Source organism: Streptomyces sp. NPDC051322 (assembly GCF_040689485.1).
GTDB lineage: Bacteria > Actinomycetota > Actinomycetes > Streptomycetales > Streptomycetaceae > Streptomyces.
In genome coordinates this window covers 1-21,930 of the sequence record NZ_JBFBAK010000023.1, presented here as the reverse complement: position 1 = coordinate 21,930, position 21,930 = coordinate 1, and the positions used below count along the sequence as shown (strand labels likewise).

The following is a 21,930-nucleotide window of genomic DNA, read 5'->3' as shown; positions in this document are numbered from 1 at the left end:
GGAACGAAACCGACCACACGGCAACTGGAACAAGCCTCGTAAGCCACGGAGAGCATGAGGCACAAGCCCAGTCACGATCTACGGCTGGAGTACTAGTCCTGGCCTCACGACTAACAGTAACGAGGCGACTCTAGTCGGCAACCGGCAACTCGCCTAGTCACTTGCCACGGGCAGCGACCGTCCTCGGTCGTCACTCAAGAGGCTGGGGAGTGATCGGGAACTGTTCGCTGTATAGCCACGTGAAGGTGCGGGTCCGGCTCGAGACGCGTGCCTCCCCAGTCGAGCCGACGCGGCCGGCACGGTGACCCCCTCGATGCGAACTACCGGCGGTGCGGTCGCTGAGGTCTACTCGGCCGTTCAGGCGGCTGCCTACGGTAAGCGAGGGTCCCCTGCGGTCACGGTGGTTGCTGTACTCCGCTGCCGTACAGCAGTCAGCTCAACCACCGCTTTAGGAGTTCGATCCGAGCCCATGCCGCCGGCTCCCGCCCTCGGTGCGACGGCCGGGGCAGGGATGCTGGTGTATTTCGCCGTCCGGCCTCGTTGATGTCAGCCGTGGATGTCAGAAGTCGCTCTGTGAGCAGCGACTAAGCGGACCCGGTGAAGTCCACTACTGATCCCGCGTCAGTTGGCATAATGAGGCAATGAATCTAGGGGGAACGGCGTCAATTGCCGGTGTCGCAACTGTAGTTGGGGCGGGACTTGGCGCCCTCGGGGCCGTACGCGCGGCCAAGAACACAGGGAACTCCCAGCGCCGCTCGCAGCACGAGCACTGGCGGCGGCAGACTCGCGCTGATGCCTACGCTCGGTTCGTAAACGCAACAGAGGAAGTTGCTCCAGCGATATCCGCCCTTACCCCGACTGGGGACTCAGCGCCTGCAGACCTGCCGGAGCGGGCCGCCGAGGCGCGCCGACTCATGTCGGCGCTCTCGAAGGCCGAGGGCGCCGTGGCTCTAGCGGGGCCCGACATCGTGGCCGCGGAAGCCAAATCAGTAACACGGGATTACGGGTTCATCCTGCGTAGCACCCTCGTGGGGCGCGGACTGGAGCCAGCCAGGCAGGGCGACCCGCCACCGTTCAGACCTGCCCATTGGCCGAGTCTGCGCCACTTCCGCGAGCTGGCACGATCCGCCCTGGACGATCCAGATGGCGCCCTGGGGCAGCGGCCGTAGCAGCCGTCGATAAGCAGATGACTTCGCCAGGTCCGCTTAGCGGTTGATCGGGATCTCATAGACGATCTCGCAGTGGGCGGCGGGCACCACGATGTCCGCTGTCTCCACGGGTCGTCCTTGGTCGCTGTAGTAAGTCCGTCGGATGTGCGTGACGAGCGCGGCCTTCTGAATACCCAGGAGCGACGCCTCCTCGGCGGTCGCCTGCCTCGGCTCCGGCTGCTCAACGGCGTAGCTGACGGTGATGTCGATCGCGGCCATGCGATTCACGACACCGGCCCCGGCGTGCGGCCCTCCCTCGGGGAGGACGACGAGTGTGCCGGCGGTGAGGTCGTACGGCTCCCAGCTCGTCGACAGTTGCACCGGCCTGCCGTCCGCGAGGAACTCGTACACGGTGTGGACGCACAGGGCGCCCTCGTCGATACCGAGGCGCGACGCGATCTCAGCCGGGGCCGGCACCTTCGCCTCGGTCCGGCTTTCCCAATCTCCCTGCTTGCCCAGGGCCTTCATGTCCGCGCGGAAAGGGGAGCCTTCGGGCTGCTCGCGCGCCGACGAGCGGACCACACGTACCCGCCGACGGGGAGCGGCGACGTACGTGCCGGAACCGGCGCGGCCTTCCAGCGTCCCCTGGGAGATCAGTAGCTCCTGAGCCCGACGGACCACGTTCTCGCCGACGCCGCACTCCTGGGCGATCTGGGCGCGCGAGGGGAGGCGGTCTCCTGGTGTCCACTCATGCTCCGTGATCCGTCGCCGGAGTTCGTCGGCGATGCGGAGATACGGCGGTTGCTCAGACATATGGAAAATCTAGTCCACTAGTCTAATCTAGTTAACTAGCTTCACTTAAAGTGATCTAGTGATGACGGGGGCTGCTCTGTGCCTGCTTCGGAGCCAAGTGCCGAAGACCTCGCAACGCGGCTGTCCGCTGTCGGGCTCACCCCTCGCGTGGAACGTCACGCCCACCTGACTTCGATCGAAGCGGAGGTACCAGAGTCGCTCTCCGCCGAGTCGTGGCGAGAGGTCTTGGAAGCGTTGGCGGAGGCCGATCGATTCGGGCTCGTCGCCAACAGCTTGAACGGCCGCACCTTATGGGCGGCCTTACGCACAGCGGCCCCCGCGACTGGCAATGTCCGGGGGCCGGGCCATCAGCGATAGGAGCTGATCAGCATGTTCAACCGTATCCGCCATACCGTCTCGCACGCCGACGAGCAGTGCATTCCGATGAGCAGACACCGCCGCTCCCCAGTACCAGCCCGGTCCGCGGTCGCGCCTCGTGATCACTGTGGGCGCAAGCAGTTTGCGACAGCGGAGGCTGTCTGATGCCGCCTCGTCACCAGCCTCGCATCACACACGCGCTGGCCGATCACTATCGGTCGAGTTCCTGCCTGATCGGTACGCACCTGGAGTGCGCGCAGTCCGCCCCGGCTGCCGCACCGGTCGGTATCCCTGTCTTCTACGAGGCGTGCAGTTGCTCGTGCCACACGGCGGAAACCGGGCGCGGTACCCGGACGGACTCGACGCAGTGAGGGGCTGGGCACCGGGCGGCGCTATGGCCGGTCCTGTCGAGATCACCTCTGCGAGTGTGCAGTGCGGCGACGTCATCCAGATCGGCGGTCAACCGTGTCGCGTGGCGGACCTCTTCCAACTCCATGGCGGGGCAAAGCGCCTGCGCTTCGAGTCGGGCGAGCTGCTCACCATGCACTCCCGGACGCGGCTCGTAGCGCTGCGGACGCTGAGAAGGTGGTGATGCAATCCGTGCCGTCTCACCGCCACGTCATCGCCGCCGACATCCGGACCCAGATCTCGACCGGCCGGATCAAGGCCGGCGAACGTCTCCCTTCCGAAGCGCGGCTCGCCTCCCAGTACACGGTCAGCACGGCGATGCTGCGAAGCGCCCTCGCAGTCCTCCAGGGCGAAGGACTCATCGAGAAGATCCACGGCAAGGGAAACTTTGTCCACCACCCGCGTCGCATAGTCACGTACGTGGGCGGTGGCCGCAGAGCCAAGCCGGAGTCTCCTGCCGAGTCGGCCTTACGCATCAGCGTCCGCACCACCAGCCTGCCGGCGCAAGGACAGTTGATCGGCTTGCTGAGGGTGTCGGCAGACAGCCCATTGACCGAGTACTTCTGTCTCAGCCACGAGGGGAATTCACCGCACAGCTCGGCTCGTATCTATGTCCCACGCGATCTGTCGCCGACCGATGCGCCCGACGAATCATCCTGCTTCAACTGCATCGAGACGCAGTTGGCGGAGCTCCGTCCCCCGCTGTCCGAGGTTCGGGAAAGAGTCACCACGCGACGTCCGACACCGGAGGAAGCGGCAACTCTACGGATCAGCTCAACCTTGGCCGTGCTCGCGATCACCCGCGTTGCGGCCGACAGCACGGGACGCGTAGTTGAGGCAGCGTTCCTGGTGCTTCCGGGGGACCGCGCCGATGCCGTGTTCACCACCCACCACATGATCGGAGAAAGGGGAGGGGAGGATGACGGCTGACGATGAGCTGCGGCTCCTGCCATGGTCGGGCCCCGACGGGAAGCCCTGCTACTTGAGCACCGACGACAGCCATGGCCATCTGTCCCGCGTGGCCGACAACACCGAAGCGGTACAGCTGGGCATGGCGGCCGAACTCCTGGAGCGCGCGGTCGACGTACTCAGCGACGACGAGACGGAACCGAACGAACTGCGACTCCTGGCAACGGATTTGAGCGGAGCCCTGCGAGACGCGATCCGGGTGGCGATCAGCCGAGGCCACCGCCTTCGTCCACCGACTGCAACGCCTGGCGACGGAGATGACGAAGCTCTGAGGCTGCCGGTGGCCTTCGGCTAGCAACCAAGACAGCGATCGGCAGAGGAGCCCCAGACCAAATCTGGGGCTCCTCTGCCGATCGAGTACCCAGCACGACGGAACACGGCAACTACGAAAAGGCAGACGTTAGCGAGGTCAAATGCTAGCATCGTGGAATGACGCTGGAATCAGAGCTAGAAATTTATCGACAGCGGATCACAACCGACTCGTACCCAATGTCGATCAGCGAAATAGCAAACCTCTACCGTGATGGCGAAATGGACATCCACCCAGAATTTCAACGCATTTTCAGATGGTCGAGTGCGCAGCGCACAAAGCTAGTTGAAAGCATCCTCCTGGGAATCCCATTGCCGAGCATTTTCGTCGCACAAAACGAGGATGGCATTTGGGATGTAGTGGATGGAGTCCAGAGGCTTTCCACTATCTTTCAATTCATGGGAATCCTACGCGACGACAACGGCGACTTTATCCCCTCATTCGTATGCGCGGCCGGGCCCTTCCTGAAGAGCCTTGAAGGGGTCTCCTATGAGCCGAGTGAAAGTTCCACCGCTTCCTTGACCCGGGCCCAACAGCTCGACTTCAAAAGAGCGCGAGTCGACGTCAAAATTATCAAACGCGAAAGCGACAACCGCGCAAAGTACGACCTCTTCCAGCGACTCAATTCCTACGGGAGTATCGCAACCCCCCAAGAACTGCGTAACTGCCTACTGGTCAGCCTAAGCCGTACGCATTTTGACTGGCTTCAGGACCTTGCGTCGTCCGACGATTTCCTGCAGGTTCTAAACTTGCCGGAACGGTTGACCCATGAGCAATATCATCTAGAACTGGCCCTGCGGTTCATCAGCCTCCGCCGCTTGCCCGAGGAGCGGATTTCAAGCATCGGGAACATCGGTGAGTTCCTATCCGCTGAGATTCTGCCATTCGTGGATAAGAGGCACGCCGAACTGCGACAGGAAAAAGAGGCCTTCGATGCATGCTTCAGCGCTCTAAGGTCCGCGCTGGATACCGATGCGATGCGCAAGTGGAACCCTCGCATGGAGCGCACGGAAGGCGCTTTTTCATCGACGGCCTTCGAAGTTCTGGCACTCGGCCTCGGCCACTATGTGTCTGAGCGGACTTTCAGTGTCGACGAGGTTCGGCAAGCTCGCGAAACGTTGTGGAAGGACGATAATTTCGCACCCGGTCACGCCACGGGACAACGAGCCGATCAGCGCATGAAGAGAACAATTCCCTATGGGCGTCAGCTCTTCTCGGCCTGATTGGGAGGATTCGTTGGATCCGTCACGGTTCATCGAGGGGATTGATCGACAATTGGCCCGGCGAAAGGTTGAACTGTCCAATCTTTTGCTGATGGTTACTGAACAGAATCCCGACCCTACCAGGCTCAGCTGCATTGCACGGTCTGCGGTAGTCCTCACGTATGCACACTGGGAAGGCTTCGTTAAGCAAGGCAGCATCGCTTACGTTCGGCTCATAAATGACGCGAGCGTGAAGGTTGCGGATCTAAAGTTTCCGTTTCAGGCCGTCTATGTGTCATCTGCTTTCAAGAGAGCTGCCGCCAGCAATAAGTCAAGATACCTGGGCGAGCTACTTCAAGAAATCGACACGCGACGCCTAGAAATTTTCTCTATCTCTCCAGATAAGTGCATCGACACCGAAAGCAATCTGTCATCCACGGTCTTCAAAGAGATCGTTCAAGGGATTGGCCTAGACATTCTTCCCTTTTATGAGACGCGGAGCGTGTTTATCGATCAGCGACTGGTGTTTGCGCGTAATCAGGTCGCTCACGGAGAATTGGTTAGTTTCGATTCGGTGGATGTGAGGAATCGGATCGAAGGAGCGCGAATCTTGATTGACACCTACGCCGACCAGCTGAAGCGGGCCGCGTCATCAAATCACTATTTGAAGGTCTGAGCTGCAGGATCCTCCCACTTTAGGGCCTAACTCAGGTCGGCGGAGCGGGTTTGGCCGGTGTCCTGCCCGGTTTGGGGTCGAGCATGATCAGGGGGCCGTACGCTCGCTGGCAACTCGGGCAGCCTGTGATCCTGCCCGGAATTTGAACGAGTGGCCCCCTGGTCTTGCTCGACGCGGGACCCGAACCGGGGAGGTGGCTAAAGCCGTGGAGCCGACCGCCCCAGCCACAGCGGGTTTCCCCACCCTCGTGCCGGCCGTTTCTCTCGGGCTGGTGTCGCGCTCGGTGCGCCGCCCGGCCGGGGGCAGCCGGGGCGGAGACAGAGGCAGCCCGCGGCCGGGGGCTGCGGCGCGCGCCGCGCTCGCGCGGCGCCTTGATGAAGTAGAGAAACTCTTACCGCACGCCCCGGAGGCTGCTGGCGAGCTGTCGGCTGATTGGGCTGCTGAGCTACGGTTCCGTTCATGCCTTCTGCGCAGGGAGCGGCCGAGCTGGCCGAGTCATTGTTGTCACCGCTCGGCTCAGCTTCCGCGCCGTCGCCGTGACCTCGCTCGCAGAGTCGGCCAGCAACCGCAAGGCCGCCTGACATGAGCGTCTGGACACTTCTCGTTCTGGCAGTCGTGGCGGCCGTGCTGATGCTGCGGTCGCTGCGTCCGGTCTGGTACTGGATGGCCTTCGGCATCGTCTTCGCGATGCTGCGGGTCTCGGTCCGGTACGCCTCAGTGATGGACGCCTGCGGACTCACGGTTCCGCCGTCCCGGCTGCGCCTGACGCTGACACGGGTCGCGAACCGTCCGGCTCCGAACTCCCGGCCTCCGCGCAGCGTTCGGATGCGTCCCACCCGAACGGGGCTGGTGCTGCGGCTGAAGATGCGGCCCGGTCAGGACGCCTTCGACTTCACCGCCTCCACGGACCGCCTGCGGCACTCGCTCTCCATGCAGGGCATCACCTCCCGGGAGATCCGCTCGGGTGTGGTCGAACTGCGGATGACCGGCTACGACGTCCTCAAGCGGGTCCAGATGCCCGCCACCCTCACCCGCGGTGAAGGCCTGCGTATCCCGGTCGCACTGCGGGAGGACGGAGAGGTCCACTACCGCGACTACCGGCAGGTACCGCACGCCCTGAACCTGGGCGCGACGGAGTCGGGAAAGTCGGTCTACCAACGGCAGTTGGTCAAGGAACTCGCCGCCCTCGATGTCGCCCTGGTGGGCATCGACTGCAAGGAAGGAGTGGAGCTATTCCCGCTCGCCCGCCGCTTCTCCGCCCTCGCCGACAACCCCGACGATGCGGCCGAACTGCTGGAAGCCCTCGTAGGGCGGATGGCCGACACCTACCAGGTCATCCGGGGCGAACAGCGGATCAGCTCGGACACGCCGGATGCGGAGATCACCGCCGACATCTGGGGGCTGCCCGACCACCTGCGCCCGGTCCCCGTCGTGCTCCTGGTGGATGAGGTGGCGGAGCTGGCTCTGTTCGCGAACAGTGCGGAGAAGAAGCGCCGGGAGCGGATCATCACCGCCCTGGTCCGCCTGGTCCAGCTCGGCCGCGCGGCAGGCATCTACGTCGAGATCTGCGGGCAGCGCTTCGGATCCGAACTCGGCGACGGCATCACCATGCTCCGTGCCCAGCTGACCGGGCGGGTTTCGCACCGGGTCAACGATGAAGCCTCCGCCAAGATGGCGTTCGGCGACATCTCACCGGACGCCGTCACCGCCACCACACAGATCCCCATCGAACGCCCGGGCATGGCCATTGCCGGGGACTCTACGGGCGGCTGGGTCCGCATCCGCACCCCGTTCACGTCGCTGCGGCAGGCCGTGACCGCCTGTAACGCTCATGCTCACCGCACGCCGGACCTTGCGGAACTCGCCGCGTTCCGGCCGGTGATGCCGAGCGTGTCCCTGGTCAAGGTCCCCGGCCCGGCCACCGCGCCCGCCACCGCATAGCCCACCCCGCTCGACGGTCGGCGTGACCGCACCCGCGCCAACTCCCTACCCCCGCCATGCCCGAAGGAGGAAGCCGTGACCGCGAAGAAGACCACCCCGGCCCGTCGCCGTACAAGGAAGTGCACCACGTGCAAGGGCACCGGAGAGGTCGCCGTGAGTGTCCGCGTCGGCCGCACCCGCCGGGCCATCGACGCCACTCAGACCGGCCTCTGCCTGAGCTGCCTCGGTACCGGCGACGTCACCAACGACTGATCACCGCCGGGGCTGGGCGGCAGGACCTGTGAGCCCCTCCCGGCCCGCGGCTCTACCCCCCCTTGAAAAAGGTGAAGACCATGACCCGCTCGATTCGCCTGGACGCCGTTCTGGTGCAAGCCGTGATCGCCGGTGCCCTGTCCTTCGCCCACCTGCACGACATCGCCCAAGCCGCCGGACAAGACGGCTGGAAAGCCTGGGCCTACCCCATCAGCGTTGACCTGCTGCTGGTCGCGGCCTGGCGCCGTCTGCGCAACCTGCGCACCGCACACGAGCCGACCCGCGCCGCCTGGACGTGGTTCGCTGTCGCGCTTACCGCGTCACTGGGCGCGAACATCGCCACCGCCGGGCTCCTCGACCTGGAGTACGTGCCGGACTGGCTGTGCATCCTCGTCGCCGGATGGCCCGCCCTCGCCTTCCTCGGCGGCACCCTCCTCGTCCACGCACCAACCACCGAACCGGACACCGACCCCACACCCGAGCCCGAACCGCTTCCCTCGGTCGATCGCCCGCTCCCCGTGCCGGCCGATTCAGCACCCGGCCCCGAGCCTGAGCAGCTGCCCGCTGCCGAGCCTGTCCCGGCTCTGGCTCCCGCGCCTCAAGCACCCGCCGTGCCTGCGCCACTCGTCGAGCACGCCCGCAAGGTCGCCGAAGATCATTGCTCCCGTACGGGCTCCGCGATCGACACGGACACCCTCCGGACTCGCCTCGGGGTCCCTGCCCCCATGGCTGCGGCCATCGCCGCGCAACTCATCTGATCAAGAAGGAGATACCTGCCATGCCTGCTCGCGACTTCTTCCACTCCGTGATGCGGATCGGCCCGGTGCAGATCGGCACCCACCGCGACCGCAACGGCCGCAACAAACACGCCGCCGTGTGCTCCAACGACAACTGCGGCTGGTCCGCCGACTTCTCCTCCCAGTCGGCCGCACAGCTCGCCGGCTGGTACAAGGTCGTCACTGACACGGGCGGCAAGACCCTCAAGGTCAAGTCGGATCGATACGGCACGGGCATGCGCTATCGCGCCCGCTACATCGGCCCCGATGGCACCGAGAAGAGCAAGAGCTCCCGACAAGCAGAAGCGCCTGGCCGACCTCTGGTTGACCAATATCGAAGCTGACATGGCTCGTGGTCAGTACATCGACCCTCGTGCGGGCCGCACGACCTTCCGGGAATACACGGAACGCTGGCTGTCGTCACGCACCACTGATCTCGTAAGCCGTGCCGCCGTAGAGGGACGGCTCCGCCTTCACGCGCTGCCCTACCTCGGTGCCCAGCCCATCGGGTCCTTCCAAGCGGAACACATCCGCGATTGGAGTCGGCAACTCGAGGAGGGCCTGGCGTCGGCGTCCTACCGGCGTCTGATATTCGAAGCCGTCTCCTCCGTGCTCAACGCAGCCGTAGATGACCGTCTCCTGGCCTCGAACCCTTGCCGGGCTCGATCGGTCAAGGCTCCGCGTGCGACACCGACACGCGTATCCCCGTGGTCCGCAGGACAGATCTTCGCAGTACGCGCCGCTCTGCCAGAGCGCTATCAGGCGATGATCGACGTTGGTAGTGGCTGCGGACTGCGCCAGGGTGAGGTCTTCGGTCTCTCGGTGGACAACATCGGTGACCTCGGCTGGCTGTATGTGCGACAGCAGGTCAAGAAGGTCCGGGGAACGCTCGTCTTCGCTCCTCCGAAGCGCGGCAAGCTCCGAGACGTCCCGCTCGATACCCAGGTGTCGGCAGCACTGGTCAAGCACATGAAGTCGTTTCCGCCTGTGGAGGTGACTCTGCCCTGGCTCACGCCGACCGGTCCGAAGGTGACCAAGCGGCTCATCTTCACAGGGCCTGCGAGCAAGGCGATCTGGAGCAATGCCTTCAACGATCAGTCCTGGAAACCTGCGTTGGCGTCTGCCGGGATCATCCCGAAACCCAAGAAGGGGCAGCGCTACGCGGCGGCCCGAGAGCACGGGATGCACGCCTTGCGGCACTTCTACGCCTCGGTTCTGCTTGATGCTGGGGAGAACATCAAAGCCCTCAGCCTCTACCTCGGGCACAGCGATCCGGGGTTCACGCTTCGCGTCTACACGCACCTGATGCCGAGCAGTGAGACCCGGACCCCGGAAGGCGATCAGCGCCATGTACCGGGCCGCCGGTCACGCTCACGACGGCCCAGAGACGGCCCAAGCCGCCTGACACGGCCCCTCATTGGCGGGAAACCTGCTGGTGAGGGGCTGTTTCATGCCCTGGTTCGGCAAGTAACACCCCATCTTGCTGACGTCCATCCCCCGATGGAAACCCGTATCGCCAGGGATCCGTGACCTGGACTTTTCTCCTGTCCTGCGGGTAGCCGATCGGTCACTGCTTGTCGTTGCGGCGCTCCGTTGCTGTTACGGAGTCGGAGGCTTCGCGCCGGCGGCTCACGGGCCTCCGACCATCGCGCGGGCGGGACGTGCGCGCTCAGCCGTGCGAGACGGTGAGTCCGTAAAAGCCGACGCGGGCGCCCTTGGTGGTACTGCTGGAGGAGGACTGGTTGTACGAACCTGCCTTGAAGTACTGCTTGTACGCGTTGAAGGACGACGGGATGGCGTAGTGCGTGGTGCTGCCGTTGACCGTCAGGTCGATGGTGTGGCCGCCGGAGACGGCGATCGTGTAGCTCCATGTCCTGCCGACCGAAACGTGGCCCACCGTATGAGTGGCCTGGCCGCCCGAGGGGGAGTTCTCCGTACCGACGACGATGTCGCCGTTCGAGCGGTAGTACAGCTCCACCAGCGGCTTGGTGGACGAACCGCCCGTGCCGAGGTGGATCTGTCCGACGCAGACGTTCGACGTCACCGACACCACGCGTAGTGTCGCGCTCAGGCGGTGGCTGCCGCTGAGCGATCAGTTCGCGGCGCTGCCGTCGCGGTTCATCTCACGCAGTTCGGAACGGGCGTAGTGGGAGTTCGGGGTCGTGACACCCTTCTCAGGCGCCCAGAACGTCATCGCGCCGTCGCGGGTGTCGGTGGAGAAGTACGAGTCCTGGAAGCCGTCCGCCCCCTGGAGCCGGGACGACGAGATCGTGGTCGGGTGCCCGGCCGAGCCCACCGGCTCCTGGAGCTGCCACACCGACAGGTCGAAGTTACCGCCGGGCGCTACCGAGGGGTCCGCGAGGACCCGGGCACCGCTGTTGGAGCTGTCCGGGACAGCGAGTGCGGGACGTGCCTCACTCGTGGCTCCCGACGCGGCGGGAGCCACGAGGGCCAAGCCGCTGACGGCGGCGGTCGCAGTGACCAGGGAAATGAACAGTGTGCGGGTGCGCATGGGGGGGTGCCTTCCCGTCGACTCGGTGGCCTGAAGTTCACACTGATGAACAGTGGGTGCGTCGATGAACGCGCACACGGTAGGGCTATGACGTGAGCGTGTCAACGATTGCGCTGCTGCGGGACAGGCCCGAGAGCGGCAGGTACCCCGGCTGCTACAGATCGATCCGCTCACCGGGCTTCGGCAGCCGCAGCCGATCGGCGAGACCGGCCTTCGCGAACGCCTCGGTCAGCGTGTCGGCGCCCTGGGTGAAGTGTCCCCAGTGCTCGAAGTGCAGCGGTACGACCTGCCGCGCCCCGAGGAGCGCGGCCGCCTCTGCGGCCCGGTCGCTGGGAAGGGTGAGGTACGCGTCGCCGACCAGCGGTGTCCGGGCGCCGCCTGCGAACAGCAGTGCCACATCGAACGGTCCGAACCGCTGAGCGATGGCACGGACCACCTCCAGCGACGCGTTGTCGCCGCTGACATAGACCGTCGGCGCGTCATCGCCGGACAGCACGAAGCCGGTGACCTCTCCGACCAGGTGCTCGCTGCCGTCCGGGCCGTGCTGGGCGGGCACTCCGGTGAGACGCAGCGTTCCGCCGTCCGGGCGCTTCAACTCGACCTGCTCACCGTCGGCCAACGCCCGCACGTTTCCGCCGAGTCGCTCGCGTGCGGAAGCGGTCGACAGGGTCAGTGCGGCTTCGGCAACGTATCCGCGGCCTGCGCGGTCGAGATTGTCCGGGTGCTGGTCGTGGGAGAGCAGCACCGCGTCGACCGTGCCGATCTCGCCCGGACTGAGCGCCGGGCCCACGCTCTTGACGAGCTTCCGGTCACCGAGGGGGTAGTCCCCCGGCGCGTCGAAAGTGGGATCGGTCAGCAGCCGCAAACCCCCGATCTCGAGGACCGCGGTGGGGCCGCCGACATAGTGAACGGTCAGTCCAACGGCCGGAGTCGATGCGCTCATAGCTGCCCTTCGCCTGCTCCCAGTCGACGGGACGCCCGCCGCATGATCAGCAACGCGTGCACGCCGACGGGCATTCCGCCGTGACGGAAACGGCCCCGGTACGCCGAGGCATACCGGGGCCGCAGCAGCCGCCGCACGGTCACGCCGTGCTCACCGACTGCTTACGCGGGGGGCCTACTGACCCGAAGCGTTCTTCCTGCGGAGCATGAAGACCGCGCCGCCACCGATGACCACGAGGACGATCGCGATGCCGGCGATCATCGGCGTGGAGCTGGAGCTACCGGTCTCGGCGAGGTCGCCACCGTTGCTGCCCGAGGAGCTGCCGCCGGCCGAGGCCGGGCTGGGCTGCGACGACGGGGCGGCGCTGGGGGCGGGAGTGCCGGCCGTCTTGCAGTCGAGGACGCCCTGGAAGCGCTTCTCGAAGCCGTTCGGGCCCTTGATGGTGAAGTCGTAGGCCTGGTCCTCGGCGACCGGGATGGTCACCGTCTGGGACTTGCCCGCTTCGATGGTGTGCTTCTGGCCGCCCAGCTCGAAGGTGAACGGCTGGTCACCCTTGTTGCTGGCGGTGATGTCGACGCCGCCCTTGGCGCAGTCCTTCATGGCGGAGACCGCCGGGATCGGGCCCTTGTTGGCCCAGTTGGCGGTGGCGACCGCCTCGACCGACGCGGTGCTGGTGCCGGCCAGGATCTGGGTCTGGCTCTGGATCTTGGACTCACTGACGAAGGCCCGGCCGATCGGCACCGTGGTCTGCGCGCTGACGGTCAGCTTGGCCGAGCCGGGCTGCGTGCCGGCGGGCACCTTGAAGAACAGCTGCGTGCCGTCGGTGGCCTGGGTGACGGGCTTGCCGTCCTTGCCCACGACGGTGACGCCCTGTGGCGCGCCTGGGGCGAGCGCCACCTCGGCGGTAGAGGCGTTGGTGTGCACGGTCACCGGACCGAGCGACTCGCCCGGGTGGCCTGCCACCTCCGGGGAACCGAGCGACAGCGACGCGCCGGGCTCGCCGACGTTCTGCGCCTTGCTCTCCAGCGCGTCGGTCAGCTTCTGGACATCCGGGTTCGTCGACGTGGCGTCAACGTTGTCCGAGAAGTGCCAGATGGCGGCCTGGGTGGCGGCGGCCGCCTGGCCCTCCTTCAGCGTGACACCGAACGTCTTGCTGAGGGCGTCCGGCGACACCTGCGGGTAGGAGTGCTCCAGGATCCAGCGAATCCTGCCCGCATTGTCGTTGTGCACGAGCGACGACTCGGCCCAGGTGACCTCCTTGTAGGGGGTCATCGGCTGGGTGTAGTGGTACAGATCGATGCAGTAGGTCTTGATCGTCCCGCCGCCGTCCACCTGCAGCTCGAAGAGGCCGGCGCCCTCATCCTTGCCGTCGATCTGTACCGTGTCGCCGACCGCGACGGTCGCCTTCTCGAGCGTCGCGGTGACGCCGGAAGAGCTGGTCGGAGCGTCGTCAGCAAACGCAGGGCCGGCAACGGCAAGCGTGCCGCCGGCAACCAGTCCTGCGGCCACAGCCGCAGCGGCAAGGCGGGACGTGGCCCGTCGCCGTATGGAAGAACCAGAAAACACAGAATTCCCTTCGGGCAAGGACCTTTCGCGCGAAGCGCGGCGCGGGTGCGCGTGGGGAGGTTCCTCGCTGGACTCAAATGCCCCGTGAGTATCCACGGATCCTAGAGACGCAGGAGCAACACAGCCTCCACACATGCCGTCAGATAACCATTCTGAATCAGAATCGTTATCACACCCGCTTCCCACCTGGGCATATCGACAAATCTCTACCGTCAGGGGCAGTTGGCGCGATTTCCTCTCGGCCATTCCGCGATCGTCCGTCCGCTCCGGATCAGGGCACCGGCTCCTTCGCGCGTTCGACGAGGGCCGGGTCGGCCTTGACCACCCGCTTGAACGCCGATGTCCCGCGCGTCAGATCATGGCCCACGGCGACCGCCTCGAGGTCAGCCGAGAATCTGCGCTGTCCGTCGCGGTCCTCCTCCCGCACCCGCAACCTGCCGTGCACCACGAGGGGTTCGCCCACCGAGACCGAACCTGCCAGATTCGCCGCCAGCGTCCGCCATGCCCAGACGGTGTAGAAGCTTGTCGGGCCGTCCGACCAGCTCTGCTGCCCGCGGTCCCAACGCCGCGCGGTGACCGCGAACCTGAATCGCACCATTCCACCGGTCACCGAATCGCGGAATTCCGGCTGGGTGGCCACATTTCCTACCAGCGTCACCAAAGTGTCGTTCATATCCCTGGCCCCTTCCTGTTTCGGACCATGCTGGCCCGAGGAGGGCGATTCCGCTGAAGCCTGTGGATTACTTGCCGGTTGTGGACAAACCGTCCACCGTCACGTACTGCTCGCGCACCTCCCGGTACCGCAGCAGCTCCCCGGCGACCGGGTCGAGCACCTTCCCCCGCCCGCAGGCTCCGGCGGCCTCCCGTAGCCGCCGCTCGACGTCCTGACCGTGTCGGCGTGCCGGGCCCCGTACTGCCATCGCGCAGAGCCACTCCACGAGCGGGCCGCCGGCGGTCCCGGCCATAATGACCAGCACGGGGGTGAGCGGACCCGCATGCAGGACGCCCGCCGCCTCGGCCAGCAGCCAGAGCACACCCAGGACCTGGTGCACCGTCATGAGTACCTGAGTCAGTACGGCGGCCCGCCACCAGGCAGGCCGGGATGTGCGGCCGTCGGTGGCCTGCTCGACCGCCTTCTCCACCAGCTCGTCGAGTGCCTCGGGCAGGCCCTCCGCGCCGCGTACGGCCGCTTCGCGCACCGCCAGCGCCCACGGCGTCGGCAGCCCGTCCGTCGTCTCGTCGGCGACTGTGCGCACCGCCTGTTCCACCTCGTGTCGGGAGGTGGCTTCCGGCTCCGTCTTCGCCCCCGCCGATTCGGATTCGGATTCCGGCACGGTCGGTTCGAGTCCGCCGGGCGCCCGGGTGGATTCGTACCAGCGCCAGAGCCGCAGCCACGGTGTCCCGCAGGCCTTCATCGCGTTCAGGCTCCACTCGCGCTCCGCGCTCTCGCCCACGGCCGCCGCGCCCACCGCGTCGCCGAGCCGCTCGCCGAACTCCTCGCGGGTCAGTTCACCGAGTCCGGGGTGTCCGTCGGCGATGTACGCCGACCTGAGCCCGTTCGCCGCCGCGTCGACATCCGCGGACAGCCGCCGCGCCGCGGCGCCTCGCTCCTGGACGAACCGCCCCAGCAGCTCTCGCAGTTCGTCCACCCCGTCACCGGTGAGCGCCGAAAGCGCCAGCACGGTGGCGCCCGGCTCGCCGTGCTCGCCGAGTGCCATGCCGTCGTCGTCGAGTAGGCGGCGCAGATCGTCGAGCACCTGGTCGGTGGCGTCACCTGGCAGCCGGTCCACCTGGTTGAGCACCACGAAGGTGACCTCGGCATGGCCGGCGAGCGGCTTCAGATAGCGGTCGTGCAGGGCCGCGTCCGCGTATTTCTCCGGGTCCACGACCCAGATCACCGCGTCGACCAGCTCCATCACCCGGTCCACCTGGTCGCGATGGGCGGTCACCGCCGAGTCGTGGTCGGGCAGATCGATGAGGACGAGTCCGTGCAGTGCCTCGCCCGGCCCGGCGCTCATCCAGGGCCTGCGGCGCAGCCGTCCCGGGATCGACAGCCGGTCGAGCAGTCCCGCGGCGCCGTCCGTCCAACTGCAGGCGAGCGGCGCGGACGTGGTGGGCCGGCGCAGCCCGGTCTCGGAGATCGCCACCCCGGCCAGGGCGTTGAAGAGCGTCGACTTGCCGCTGCCGGTCGCTCCCGCGATGGCGACGACGGTGTGCTGCGAGGAGAGCCGCTGTCTGGCCGACGCCTCGTCGAGCACCCGGCCCGCCTCGGCGAGTGTCGGTTCCGCCAGGCGGGTGCGGGAAAGCCCGACGAGCTCACGCAGGGCGCCCAGCCGGGTGCGGAGCTCGGTGCCGAACGCGACGGAACGGGGAAAGTCCTCGTAGGGCTCGAGGAGCCTGCGCAGGTCGAAGTCGGGTGAGTCGGCGGTTTCGTCGTCCCGCGCCGTCGCGCGCCGGGCGATGAAGCCGTCGTCCCATTGGTAGCCGGCAGACTCGTCAGCCGCTGCCGTATCGGGGATGTCAGCGGCGCCGAGCCTGTCGTCCAGGTCCTGCAACTCCCCGGCCGGCGCGTCGGCGCCGGCGGCGCTGTGCTCGGCGGTTCCGGCCGCTCCGGCGGCGCTGTCGGAGCGGCCGGCGTCTTCCGGGTCGGGTGCGTCGTGTGCGTCGGCGACTCCGGTCATGCGTTTCACCGCGGTTTCACCGCTCACCTCACGCATGCCGGACACCTCGCCGGCCTCACTGGCATCACCTGTACCGGCCCGATCCACCGCATCGCCGACACCACGAGCCTCACTGCCACGGGTCTCACTGCCACGGGTCTCACTGCCGCGAGCCCCATCGCCACGGGCCTCGGTCGCCCCAAAGGTTCCGGTCATCGCAGGTGCCTCTCCTTCTGCAGTACGGACAACGCGGCGATCAGTGCGGCCTGCGGCTCGGGCCCCACATCGAGTGCGTCAAGCGGTGCGAGTCTGCGGTCGCGTTCGGCGTGCAGTACCCGGTCGATATAGCTGCTGAGCAGGTCCGCGCCTTTGTCCCGTAGCCGCAGCACCCCCTGTGCACCGATCCACTCGGCCAGCCGCTCCCCCGCCCGGCGGGTCCGGCGCCCGCCGAGCAGCGCGGCGGCGAGAAGCGCCGCGAGCGCCTCGGGGTCCGGCGCGGACTGCCGGTCGAGATGCTGCACCTCTTCCTCGGCCAGTTCCTCGAGCACCCGGCGCCAACGCCGTACCGCGAGGCCGACACGCTCACCGGTGTCCACCACCTCCGTCGGCAGCTCGGCCGCCGCGGACTCCTGGCGCCAGGTGTCGCGCACCCGTTCGTCGGCGGCGGCCACCGCGCACTCCAGCAGTACCGTCAAGCTCTCCACCAGCGCGTCCAGCAGCTCCCCCGACGAGCTGACCAGCGGGTAGCCGCGCCATCTGGCCCGCGCGTCGCCGGCCAGCGCCGCCCCGGCCCGCAGCCGCGCCCGTACCCGGGCGCCTTCCCTCGCGTACGCCTCCTCGACGGTGCCGGCGAGCCGTACGGCGGCCGCGTACTGCACGGCGACGGCCGAGGCCAGCTCGGGGAGCCGTGAGCCGAGCGAATCGATCACCCCGTTGGCCGTGCGGTCCAACGACTGCTGCCGGGCGGCCGGGTCCTGCACCCGGTGGGTGAGCCAGGAGCGCAGCGGCGCCACCGCGGTGGTCGGCAGCAGTCCGCTGCCGCCGCCGGCGGACTCGGGAAGCTCGGGGATGGTGAACCGCGGCGCGTCGCCGAGGCCGGCCCGGGTGAGCAGCGCGCCGTACTGCTGCGACACCTCTCCGACGATCTGGTGCGGCACCCGGTCGAGCACGGTGACGAGCGTCGCGTTGTACTCCTTCGCGGTACGCAGCAGATGCCAGGGCACGGCGTCCGCATAGCGCGAGGCCGTGGTGACCATGATCCACACGTCGGCGGCGCAGATCAGCTCGGCGGCCAGTGCGCGGTTGCCCGCGACGAGCGAGTCGATGTCCGGCGCGTCGAGCAGAGCGAGCCCGCGCGGCAGGCTCTCCGCCACCTCGACCCGCAGCGTGCTGCAGGCCCCCTGCGCGGAGTCGTGCGGTACGTCGTCGTCTCCGGTGTCGTCCTGCTCGGGCAGCCAGACGCGGGTGAGCTGGGGCAGCACCCGCAGTCCCGCGAACCAGTGCTGATCGTCGGGATGGCAGACCAGCACCGGGGTCCTGGTCGTCGGTCTGAGCACCCCGGCCTCACTGACCCGCCGCCCCACGAGGGAATTGACCAGGGTGGACTTCCCGGCTCCGGTCGAACCACCGATCACGGCGAGCAGCGGCGCCTCCGGGTATCTGAGCCGGGGCACCAGATAGTCGTCGAGCTGTGCGAGCAGCTCGGTCCGTGTCCGGCGCGCACGCGGCGCCCCGGGAAGGGGGAGCGGAAGGCGCACGGCGGCGACTCGGTCACGCAGGGCGGAGAGTGCGTCAATCAGCTGAGGCCGTACATCCAAGGTCACCACATGGGAAGAATGCCCAATTTGGTTGGCTTTTTGAAGCGTATGGCCACTTCTGCGCGCCGATCGGGGGTGATCAGGGCCGTTCGGACACGAGGGACACTCGGGACGAGTGGGACGCAGGCATAACGAGTGCACAACACCCGGGCCTCAAGGCGCCAAAATCCGTGCGATATTCGCACCTGCCTGCGATTATCGGTTCGCTTCACTGAACCTCCACATCGTGTCACGGAGGTGGAGCATCGGGGTGCAGGCGAACGGAGCCCTATCCTGTTCCCCGGCAAGGTCACGCACCCGTCCAACCCGGGGCTCCAGGCCACCGAGGCCACACGTCCGGCCCCCGTAGCTCAGTGGATAGAGCAGGCGCCTTCTAAGCGCTTGGCCGCAGGTTCGAGTCCTGCCGGGGGCACTCCCGCCCGTCCGTACACGGCCCTCCCTTCGGGAGGGTCTTTTTTACTGGTGCGCAGCACCGTAGCGGGCGCTCCGTAGCGAACGCATAAACGGGCCCGTGCCCGCTATTGCGCCGCCGGCCCGCTCCAGGACTTCATCCGCGACGAGATCCGGTGTTGGATGGTCGGATGGCTGATGACATGGTGGAGCGCTTGCACGAAGCGCTGCGGCGCACGCGGGAGTTCACCGCCGGTCGGTTGGCCACCGGGCTGAGCCACGAGGGTGCCGACGACACGGTGGGCACCATCGGTACCGATGACGCGCACGGCTTCGACCCCTTGCCGTTGCTCAGGTCCTTGCACGAGGCGGGCGCCCGCGTCGTGGTCATCGGTCAGGTCGCCGGCATCCTGCACGGCTCCACCGAGTTGACCGGGGATCTCGACCTGCTGTGGGACGGTGATCCGGTTCAGGCCCAGCTCCTGACCGCCGCCTTCCGGGCCGTGGGCGCCAGGCTCAGCGATGGCGCCGGGGCGTCCGTCCCGCTCGGCCCGGACGCCTTCCTCCGTCCCAAGGTCCAGTTCGCTTCGCCCGGCGCGAGTGGTGACTGCTGCACCCCGGCCCTGCCCTGGGGCTCGCTGGCCGTCGCGGACTTCCTGGACCGGGCGCAGACCGTCGCCGACCCGGGCGGCTTCGAGGTGCACTATGTCCGGCGCGCGGATCTGATCCGCATGCGCCGGGCGGTCGGCCGCCCGAAGGACCTGCGCCGGGCGGAAGAACTCGAACGCCTCTGAGTGGTGCAGCGAACGCGAACGCGGCCCGAAGACCCGCAACCTGCTCCAGCCGGATTGTGGCGTCCGCCGTGCGCCGACTGCACCACCGGCCGAGATCGCTTGCCCGCTCAGCCCAGGCAGAGGCCGAGCACGCAGACGTGCACCGGGGAGGTATGCGGTGACGTGGTGGGGGAGGTGTTCGCGGTCGAGGTGTTCGCGGTCGACGTGTCCGTGTTCGAGCGGGAGGCGGGTGCGGCGGCGGCCGGCGCGGTCGCCGTTTGAGGCGCCGCGGGGGCAGTGTGCGGGGTCGCTGCTTCCGTCTTCGCAGGAGCCGAGGCCGGAGCCATGGCTGGAGCCGTGGCAGGAGCCGACCGGCTCGTCGCGACCGACGACGGGGACGTTTCGGCGTGCCACTGCTGCGGGCTCGTCGTCGCTGCGGCCGCCGGGACCCTCCGGGTAGCCGGGGCGGTGGCGATGTCGTGCGGTCGGCTGTTGTTCCTCGAGGGACCGACACGCGCCTCGTCATCGGCGGAGGCACCGGCGTCGGATTTCGCCACCAACGGGCGGGAGTTGTCTATCGCGGTCGAAACCGGCGCTTCCGGGTCCGGCGTCGACGCGGCCTGCGTCGAGGTGCCCGAGGGGCCGTGGGGCAGCAGGCCAAACGTTACGCCACCGCCGACCAACGCCACCGCACCCACCACTGCGGCACGGCGCCGCTTCTTCTTCCAGAGGGCCATCCGGCGACGACGGGCCGCACGGCCCTGTCCGATGGGGGCCACGGACACGATGTCGGCTTCCGCGGCAACCTCTGGCGGGGCCTCCGCCGCATCCGCCTCCGCGACCTCGGAGGCCTCGGAGGCGCCGGAGGCCTCGGTATACGGAACGGCCACGCTATACGGAGCGTCCCACGACGGCCTCGGTGTCGTGCTGTCGAAGCCGTGCTGGGCGGCCGCCGGCGGTTCGATGTCCGGGGCGTATGCGCCGCAACCGGGGCACACCAAGGCCCCGTTGAGCGTCCGGTGGCACGAGAAGCAGTAATCCATCAGGAACTTTCTGTGCTGGCTGCGCCACGCAGGACGCCGGTGAACTCACACGTTCGCGCTCGGATTGAAGCGGAGGTAACGCTAACGGTGTCAACGGAAGGCAGTGCGTAGTCTTTGTGATGTCTTTGCGGAGATTGCCTGCCCGCGAGCCGGGGCGGGCCCCTGCTGCCGTCATCAGCTCAGGCGTATCGCCAGGGCAAGGAGCACCAGCAGGCCCACAGCCATGACCGCGGCGCTCCCCACCGCCCACAGTTCTCGCAGCCGGGGCTGCCGGTACCACCAGTCGCGCACCTTGGCGGTGCTGCCCGCCCACACCGAACACAACAGGAGGGACAGCGTGGCGCCCAGCGCACACACTCCGCTCCACCCGGCATGGGAGTGCACCACGCCTGCCAGGGCGGAACCGATCGCCCCGCCGACGAAGTAACACGTCATATACGCGGAGGTGATGCGGCCACGTGCCTCCGGTCGCACCGCATAGATCAGCGACTGGTTGGTGATGTGCACTCCTTGGTGCGCCAGGTCCAGGAGCACGATCCCGGCGATCAACGCGGCCAGGTGGCGGGCCCCCAGCGCCAGCAGTCCCCAGGAGCCGAGCAACATCAGCGCACCGGCCGCCGTGGTCAGTGTCGTCCGACCGCGGTCGGCCAGCCGCCCGGCCAGCTGAGCGGCGATCGCACCCGCGGCTCCGGCCAGGCCGAGCAGCCCGATCTCGCCGTCCGACCAGCCGTAACCGGGCCCGGAGAGCAGAAAGGCCAGGGAAGTCCACAGCACACTGAAGCAGGCGAACGCCAGCAGCCCGATCGCCGACCGTGCCCGCAGCACTGGCTCCTCGGCAAGCAGCCGGGCGGTGGAGCGCAGCAACTGTGCATAGCGCAGGCGGGCGGATCCTCGGTGCTGTGGCAGCGCCCGGTGCAGTGCGGCCGTCAGGGCGAGCATCGCCACCGCTGCGGCCCAGTACACCGTGCGCCAGCCGCCGAGTGCGGCCAGCGCCCCGGAGGCGGTGCGGGCCAGCAGCATGCCCAGCACCAGACCGCTCATCACCGTACCCACGATCCGGCCCCGCTGATGCGGTGCGGCCAGGTCCGCGGCGAACGGCACCAGAACCTGTGCCGTCACCGACAGCAGACCGGTCATTGCGGCGCCTGCCAGCAGCAGTCCGGCATTCGGCGCGATCGCGGTCAGTGCCAGCGAGAGCGCCGTAGCGAGGGTCAGCCGGCACACCAGCCGGCGTCGTTCCAGCAGGTCGCCCAGCGGCAGCAGGAAGACCAGCCCTAGTTGTATTGATCACGAGCGTTGTTGACAGTCGTGGGCCTTGAACATGGCGAAGACCTCCGATGTGGTGGAGCTGTCTAGGAACGCACCACACGGAGG

The 21,930-nt window shown here is 67.5% G+C and carries 18 protein-coding genes, 1 tRNA gene and 3 pseudogenes; 13 read left to right on the top strand and 9 right to left on the bottom strand.

The annotated features are described in order from the left end of the window. Positions 1-1,205: 1,205 nt before the first annotated feature. Entirely contained in the window at positions 1,206-1,961 is a 756-nt protein-coding gene (locus AB0436_RS30280) for a GntR family transcriptional regulator (protein ID WP_366471130.1), read from the bottom strand. A 78-nt stretch (positions 1,962-2,039) separates the two neighbouring features. On the opposite strand from AB0436_RS30280, the gene AB0436_RS30275 reads away from it, so the two are divergent. The 11 genes and pseudogenes from AB0436_RS30275 to AB0436_RS30225 all read left to right on the top strand — a co-directional run bounded on the left by AB0436_RS30275 (position 2,040) and on the right by AB0436_RS30225 (position 10,257). Further along, positions 2,040-2,318: a hypothetical protein gene (locus tag AB0436_RS30275; protein WP_366471129.1), complete on the top strand. Its 279-nt coding sequence runs from the start codon at positions 2,040-2,042 to the stop codon at positions 2,316-2,318. Between the two features lie 367 nt (positions 2,319-2,685). Then, positions 2,686-2,910 carry a hypothetical protein gene (locus AB0436_RS30270; protein ID WP_366471135.1) on the top strand — a complete coding sequence of 75 codons (225 nt, stop codon included), beginning with the start codon at positions 2,686-2,688 and terminating at the stop codon, positions 2,908-2,910. Beyond that, positions 2,910-3,656 (top strand): GntR family transcriptional regulator, encoded by a 747-nt coding sequence (locus AB0436_RS30265; protein WP_366471134.1) that lies wholly within the window; start codon positions 2,910-2,912, stop codon positions 3,654-3,656. The genes AB0436_RS30270 and AB0436_RS30265 overlap by 1 nt, the downstream gene beginning before the upstream one ends. Further along, positions 3,646-3,990 carry a hypothetical protein gene (locus tag AB0436_RS30260; RefSeq protein ID WP_366471128.1) on the top strand — a complete coding sequence of 115 codons (345 nt, stop codon included), beginning with the start codon at positions 3,646-3,648 and terminating at the stop codon, positions 3,988-3,990. The genes AB0436_RS30265 and AB0436_RS30260 overlap by 11 nt, the downstream gene beginning before the upstream one ends. Before the next feature lie 134 nt (positions 3,991-4,124). Further along, entirely contained in the window at positions 4,125-5,228 is a 1,104-nt protein-coding gene (locus AB0436_RS30255; RefSeq protein WP_366471127.1) for a DUF262 domain-containing protein, read from the top strand. Continuing rightward, positions 5,203-5,883: an MAE_28990/MAE_18760 family HEPN-like nuclease gene (locus AB0436_RS30250; protein ID WP_366471126.1), complete on the top strand. Its 681-nt coding sequence runs from the start codon at positions 5,203-5,205 to the stop codon at positions 5,881-5,883. The genes AB0436_RS30255 and AB0436_RS30250 overlap by 26 nt, the downstream gene beginning before the upstream one ends. Positions 5,884-6,465: 582 nt before the next feature. Next, entirely contained in the window at positions 6,466-7,824 is a 1,359-nt protein-coding gene (locus tag AB0436_RS30245) for an FtsK/SpoIIIE domain-containing protein (RefSeq protein ID WP_366471125.1), read from the top strand. Between the two features lie 75 nt (positions 7,825-7,899). Next, positions 7,900-8,076 (top strand): hypothetical protein, encoded by a 177-nt coding sequence (locus tag AB0436_RS30240; RefSeq protein WP_366471124.1) that lies wholly within the window; start codon positions 7,900-7,902, stop codon positions 8,074-8,076. An 80-nt stretch (positions 8,077-8,156) separates the two neighbouring features. Beyond that, positions 8,157-8,834, top strand: coding sequence for a DUF2637 domain-containing protein (locus tag AB0436_RS30235; protein WP_366471123.1), 678 nt, complete (start codon positions 8,157-8,159; stop codon positions 8,832-8,834). Between the two features lie 20 nt (positions 8,835-8,854). Further along, positions 8,855-9,016: pseudogene (locus AB0436_RS30230) on the top strand (mobile element transfer protein); the annotation flags it as partial. 72 nt (positions 9,017-9,088) lie between these two features. Continuing rightward, a pseudogene (locus AB0436_RS30225) lies at positions 9,089-10,257 on the top strand (site-specific integrase). Positions 10,258-10,521: 264 nt separating this feature from the next. Here AB0436_RS30225 and AB0436_RS30220 read toward each other — a convergent pair. The 6 genes and pseudogenes from AB0436_RS30220 to AB0436_RS30195 form a co-directional block, all read right to left on the bottom strand. Then, positions 10,522-11,364, bottom strand: a pseudogene (locus AB0436_RS30220) (polysaccharide lyase family 7 protein). A 154-nt stretch (positions 11,365-11,518) separates the two neighbouring features. After that, positions 11,519-12,307, bottom strand: a complete 789-nt coding sequence (locus AB0436_RS30215; RefSeq protein WP_366471122.1) for an MBL fold metallo-hydrolase — start codon at positions 12,305-12,307, stop codon at positions 11,519-11,521. Positions 12,308-12,481: 174 nt separating this feature from the next. Beyond that, on the bottom strand, positions 12,482-13,816 hold the full coding sequence (locus AB0436_RS30210; protein ID WP_366471121.1) for an LAETG motif-containing sortase-dependent surface protein: 1,335 nt from the start codon (positions 13,814-13,816) through the stop codon (positions 12,482-12,484). Between the two features lie 328 nt (positions 13,817-14,144). Further along, complete coding sequence (locus AB0436_RS30205) at positions 14,145-14,546, bottom strand: single-stranded DNA-binding protein (protein ID WP_366471120.1); 402 nt, start codon at positions 14,544-14,546, stop codon at positions 14,145-14,147. 67 nt (positions 14,547-14,613) lie between these two features. After that, the gene (locus tag AB0436_RS30200) at positions 14,614-16,590 is read right to left on the bottom strand and encodes a GTPase (RefSeq protein WP_366471119.1); all 1,977 of its coding nucleotides are present in this window, start codon (positions 16,588-16,590) and stop codon (positions 14,614-14,616) included. A 155-nt stretch (positions 16,591-16,745) separates the two neighbouring features. After that, positions 16,746-18,350, bottom strand: coding sequence for a dynamin family protein (locus AB0436_RS30195; RefSeq protein WP_366471133.1), 1,605 nt, complete (start codon positions 18,348-18,350; stop codon positions 16,746-16,748). A gap of 339 nt (positions 18,351-18,689) precedes the next feature. Between AB0436_RS30195 and AB0436_RS30190 the strand changes: the two genes are divergently transcribed. Further along, positions 18,690-18,762: transfer RNA gene (locus tag AB0436_RS30190), tRNA-Arg, on the top strand. 169 nt (positions 18,763-18,931) lie between these two features. Then, positions 18,932-19,534, top strand: coding sequence for a hypothetical protein (locus tag AB0436_RS30185; RefSeq protein WP_366471118.1), 603 nt, complete (start codon positions 18,932-18,934; stop codon positions 19,532-19,534). A gap of 107 nt (positions 19,535-19,641) precedes the next feature. On the opposite strand, the gene AB0436_RS30180 is transcribed toward AB0436_RS30185, so the two are convergent. Together AB0436_RS30180 and AB0436_RS30175 are read right to left on the bottom strand one after the other, a co-directional pair. After that, positions 19,642-20,403 (bottom strand): hypothetical protein, encoded by a 762-nt coding sequence (locus AB0436_RS30180; RefSeq protein WP_366471117.1) that lies wholly within the window; start codon positions 20,401-20,403, stop codon positions 19,642-19,644. Between the two features lie 327 nt (positions 20,404-20,730). Beyond that, positions 20,731-21,819, bottom strand: a complete 1,089-nt coding sequence (locus AB0436_RS30175) for an MFS transporter (protein WP_366471132.1) — start codon at positions 21,817-21,819, stop codon at positions 20,731-20,733. Between the last annotated feature and the right edge of the window lie 111 nt (positions 21,820-21,930).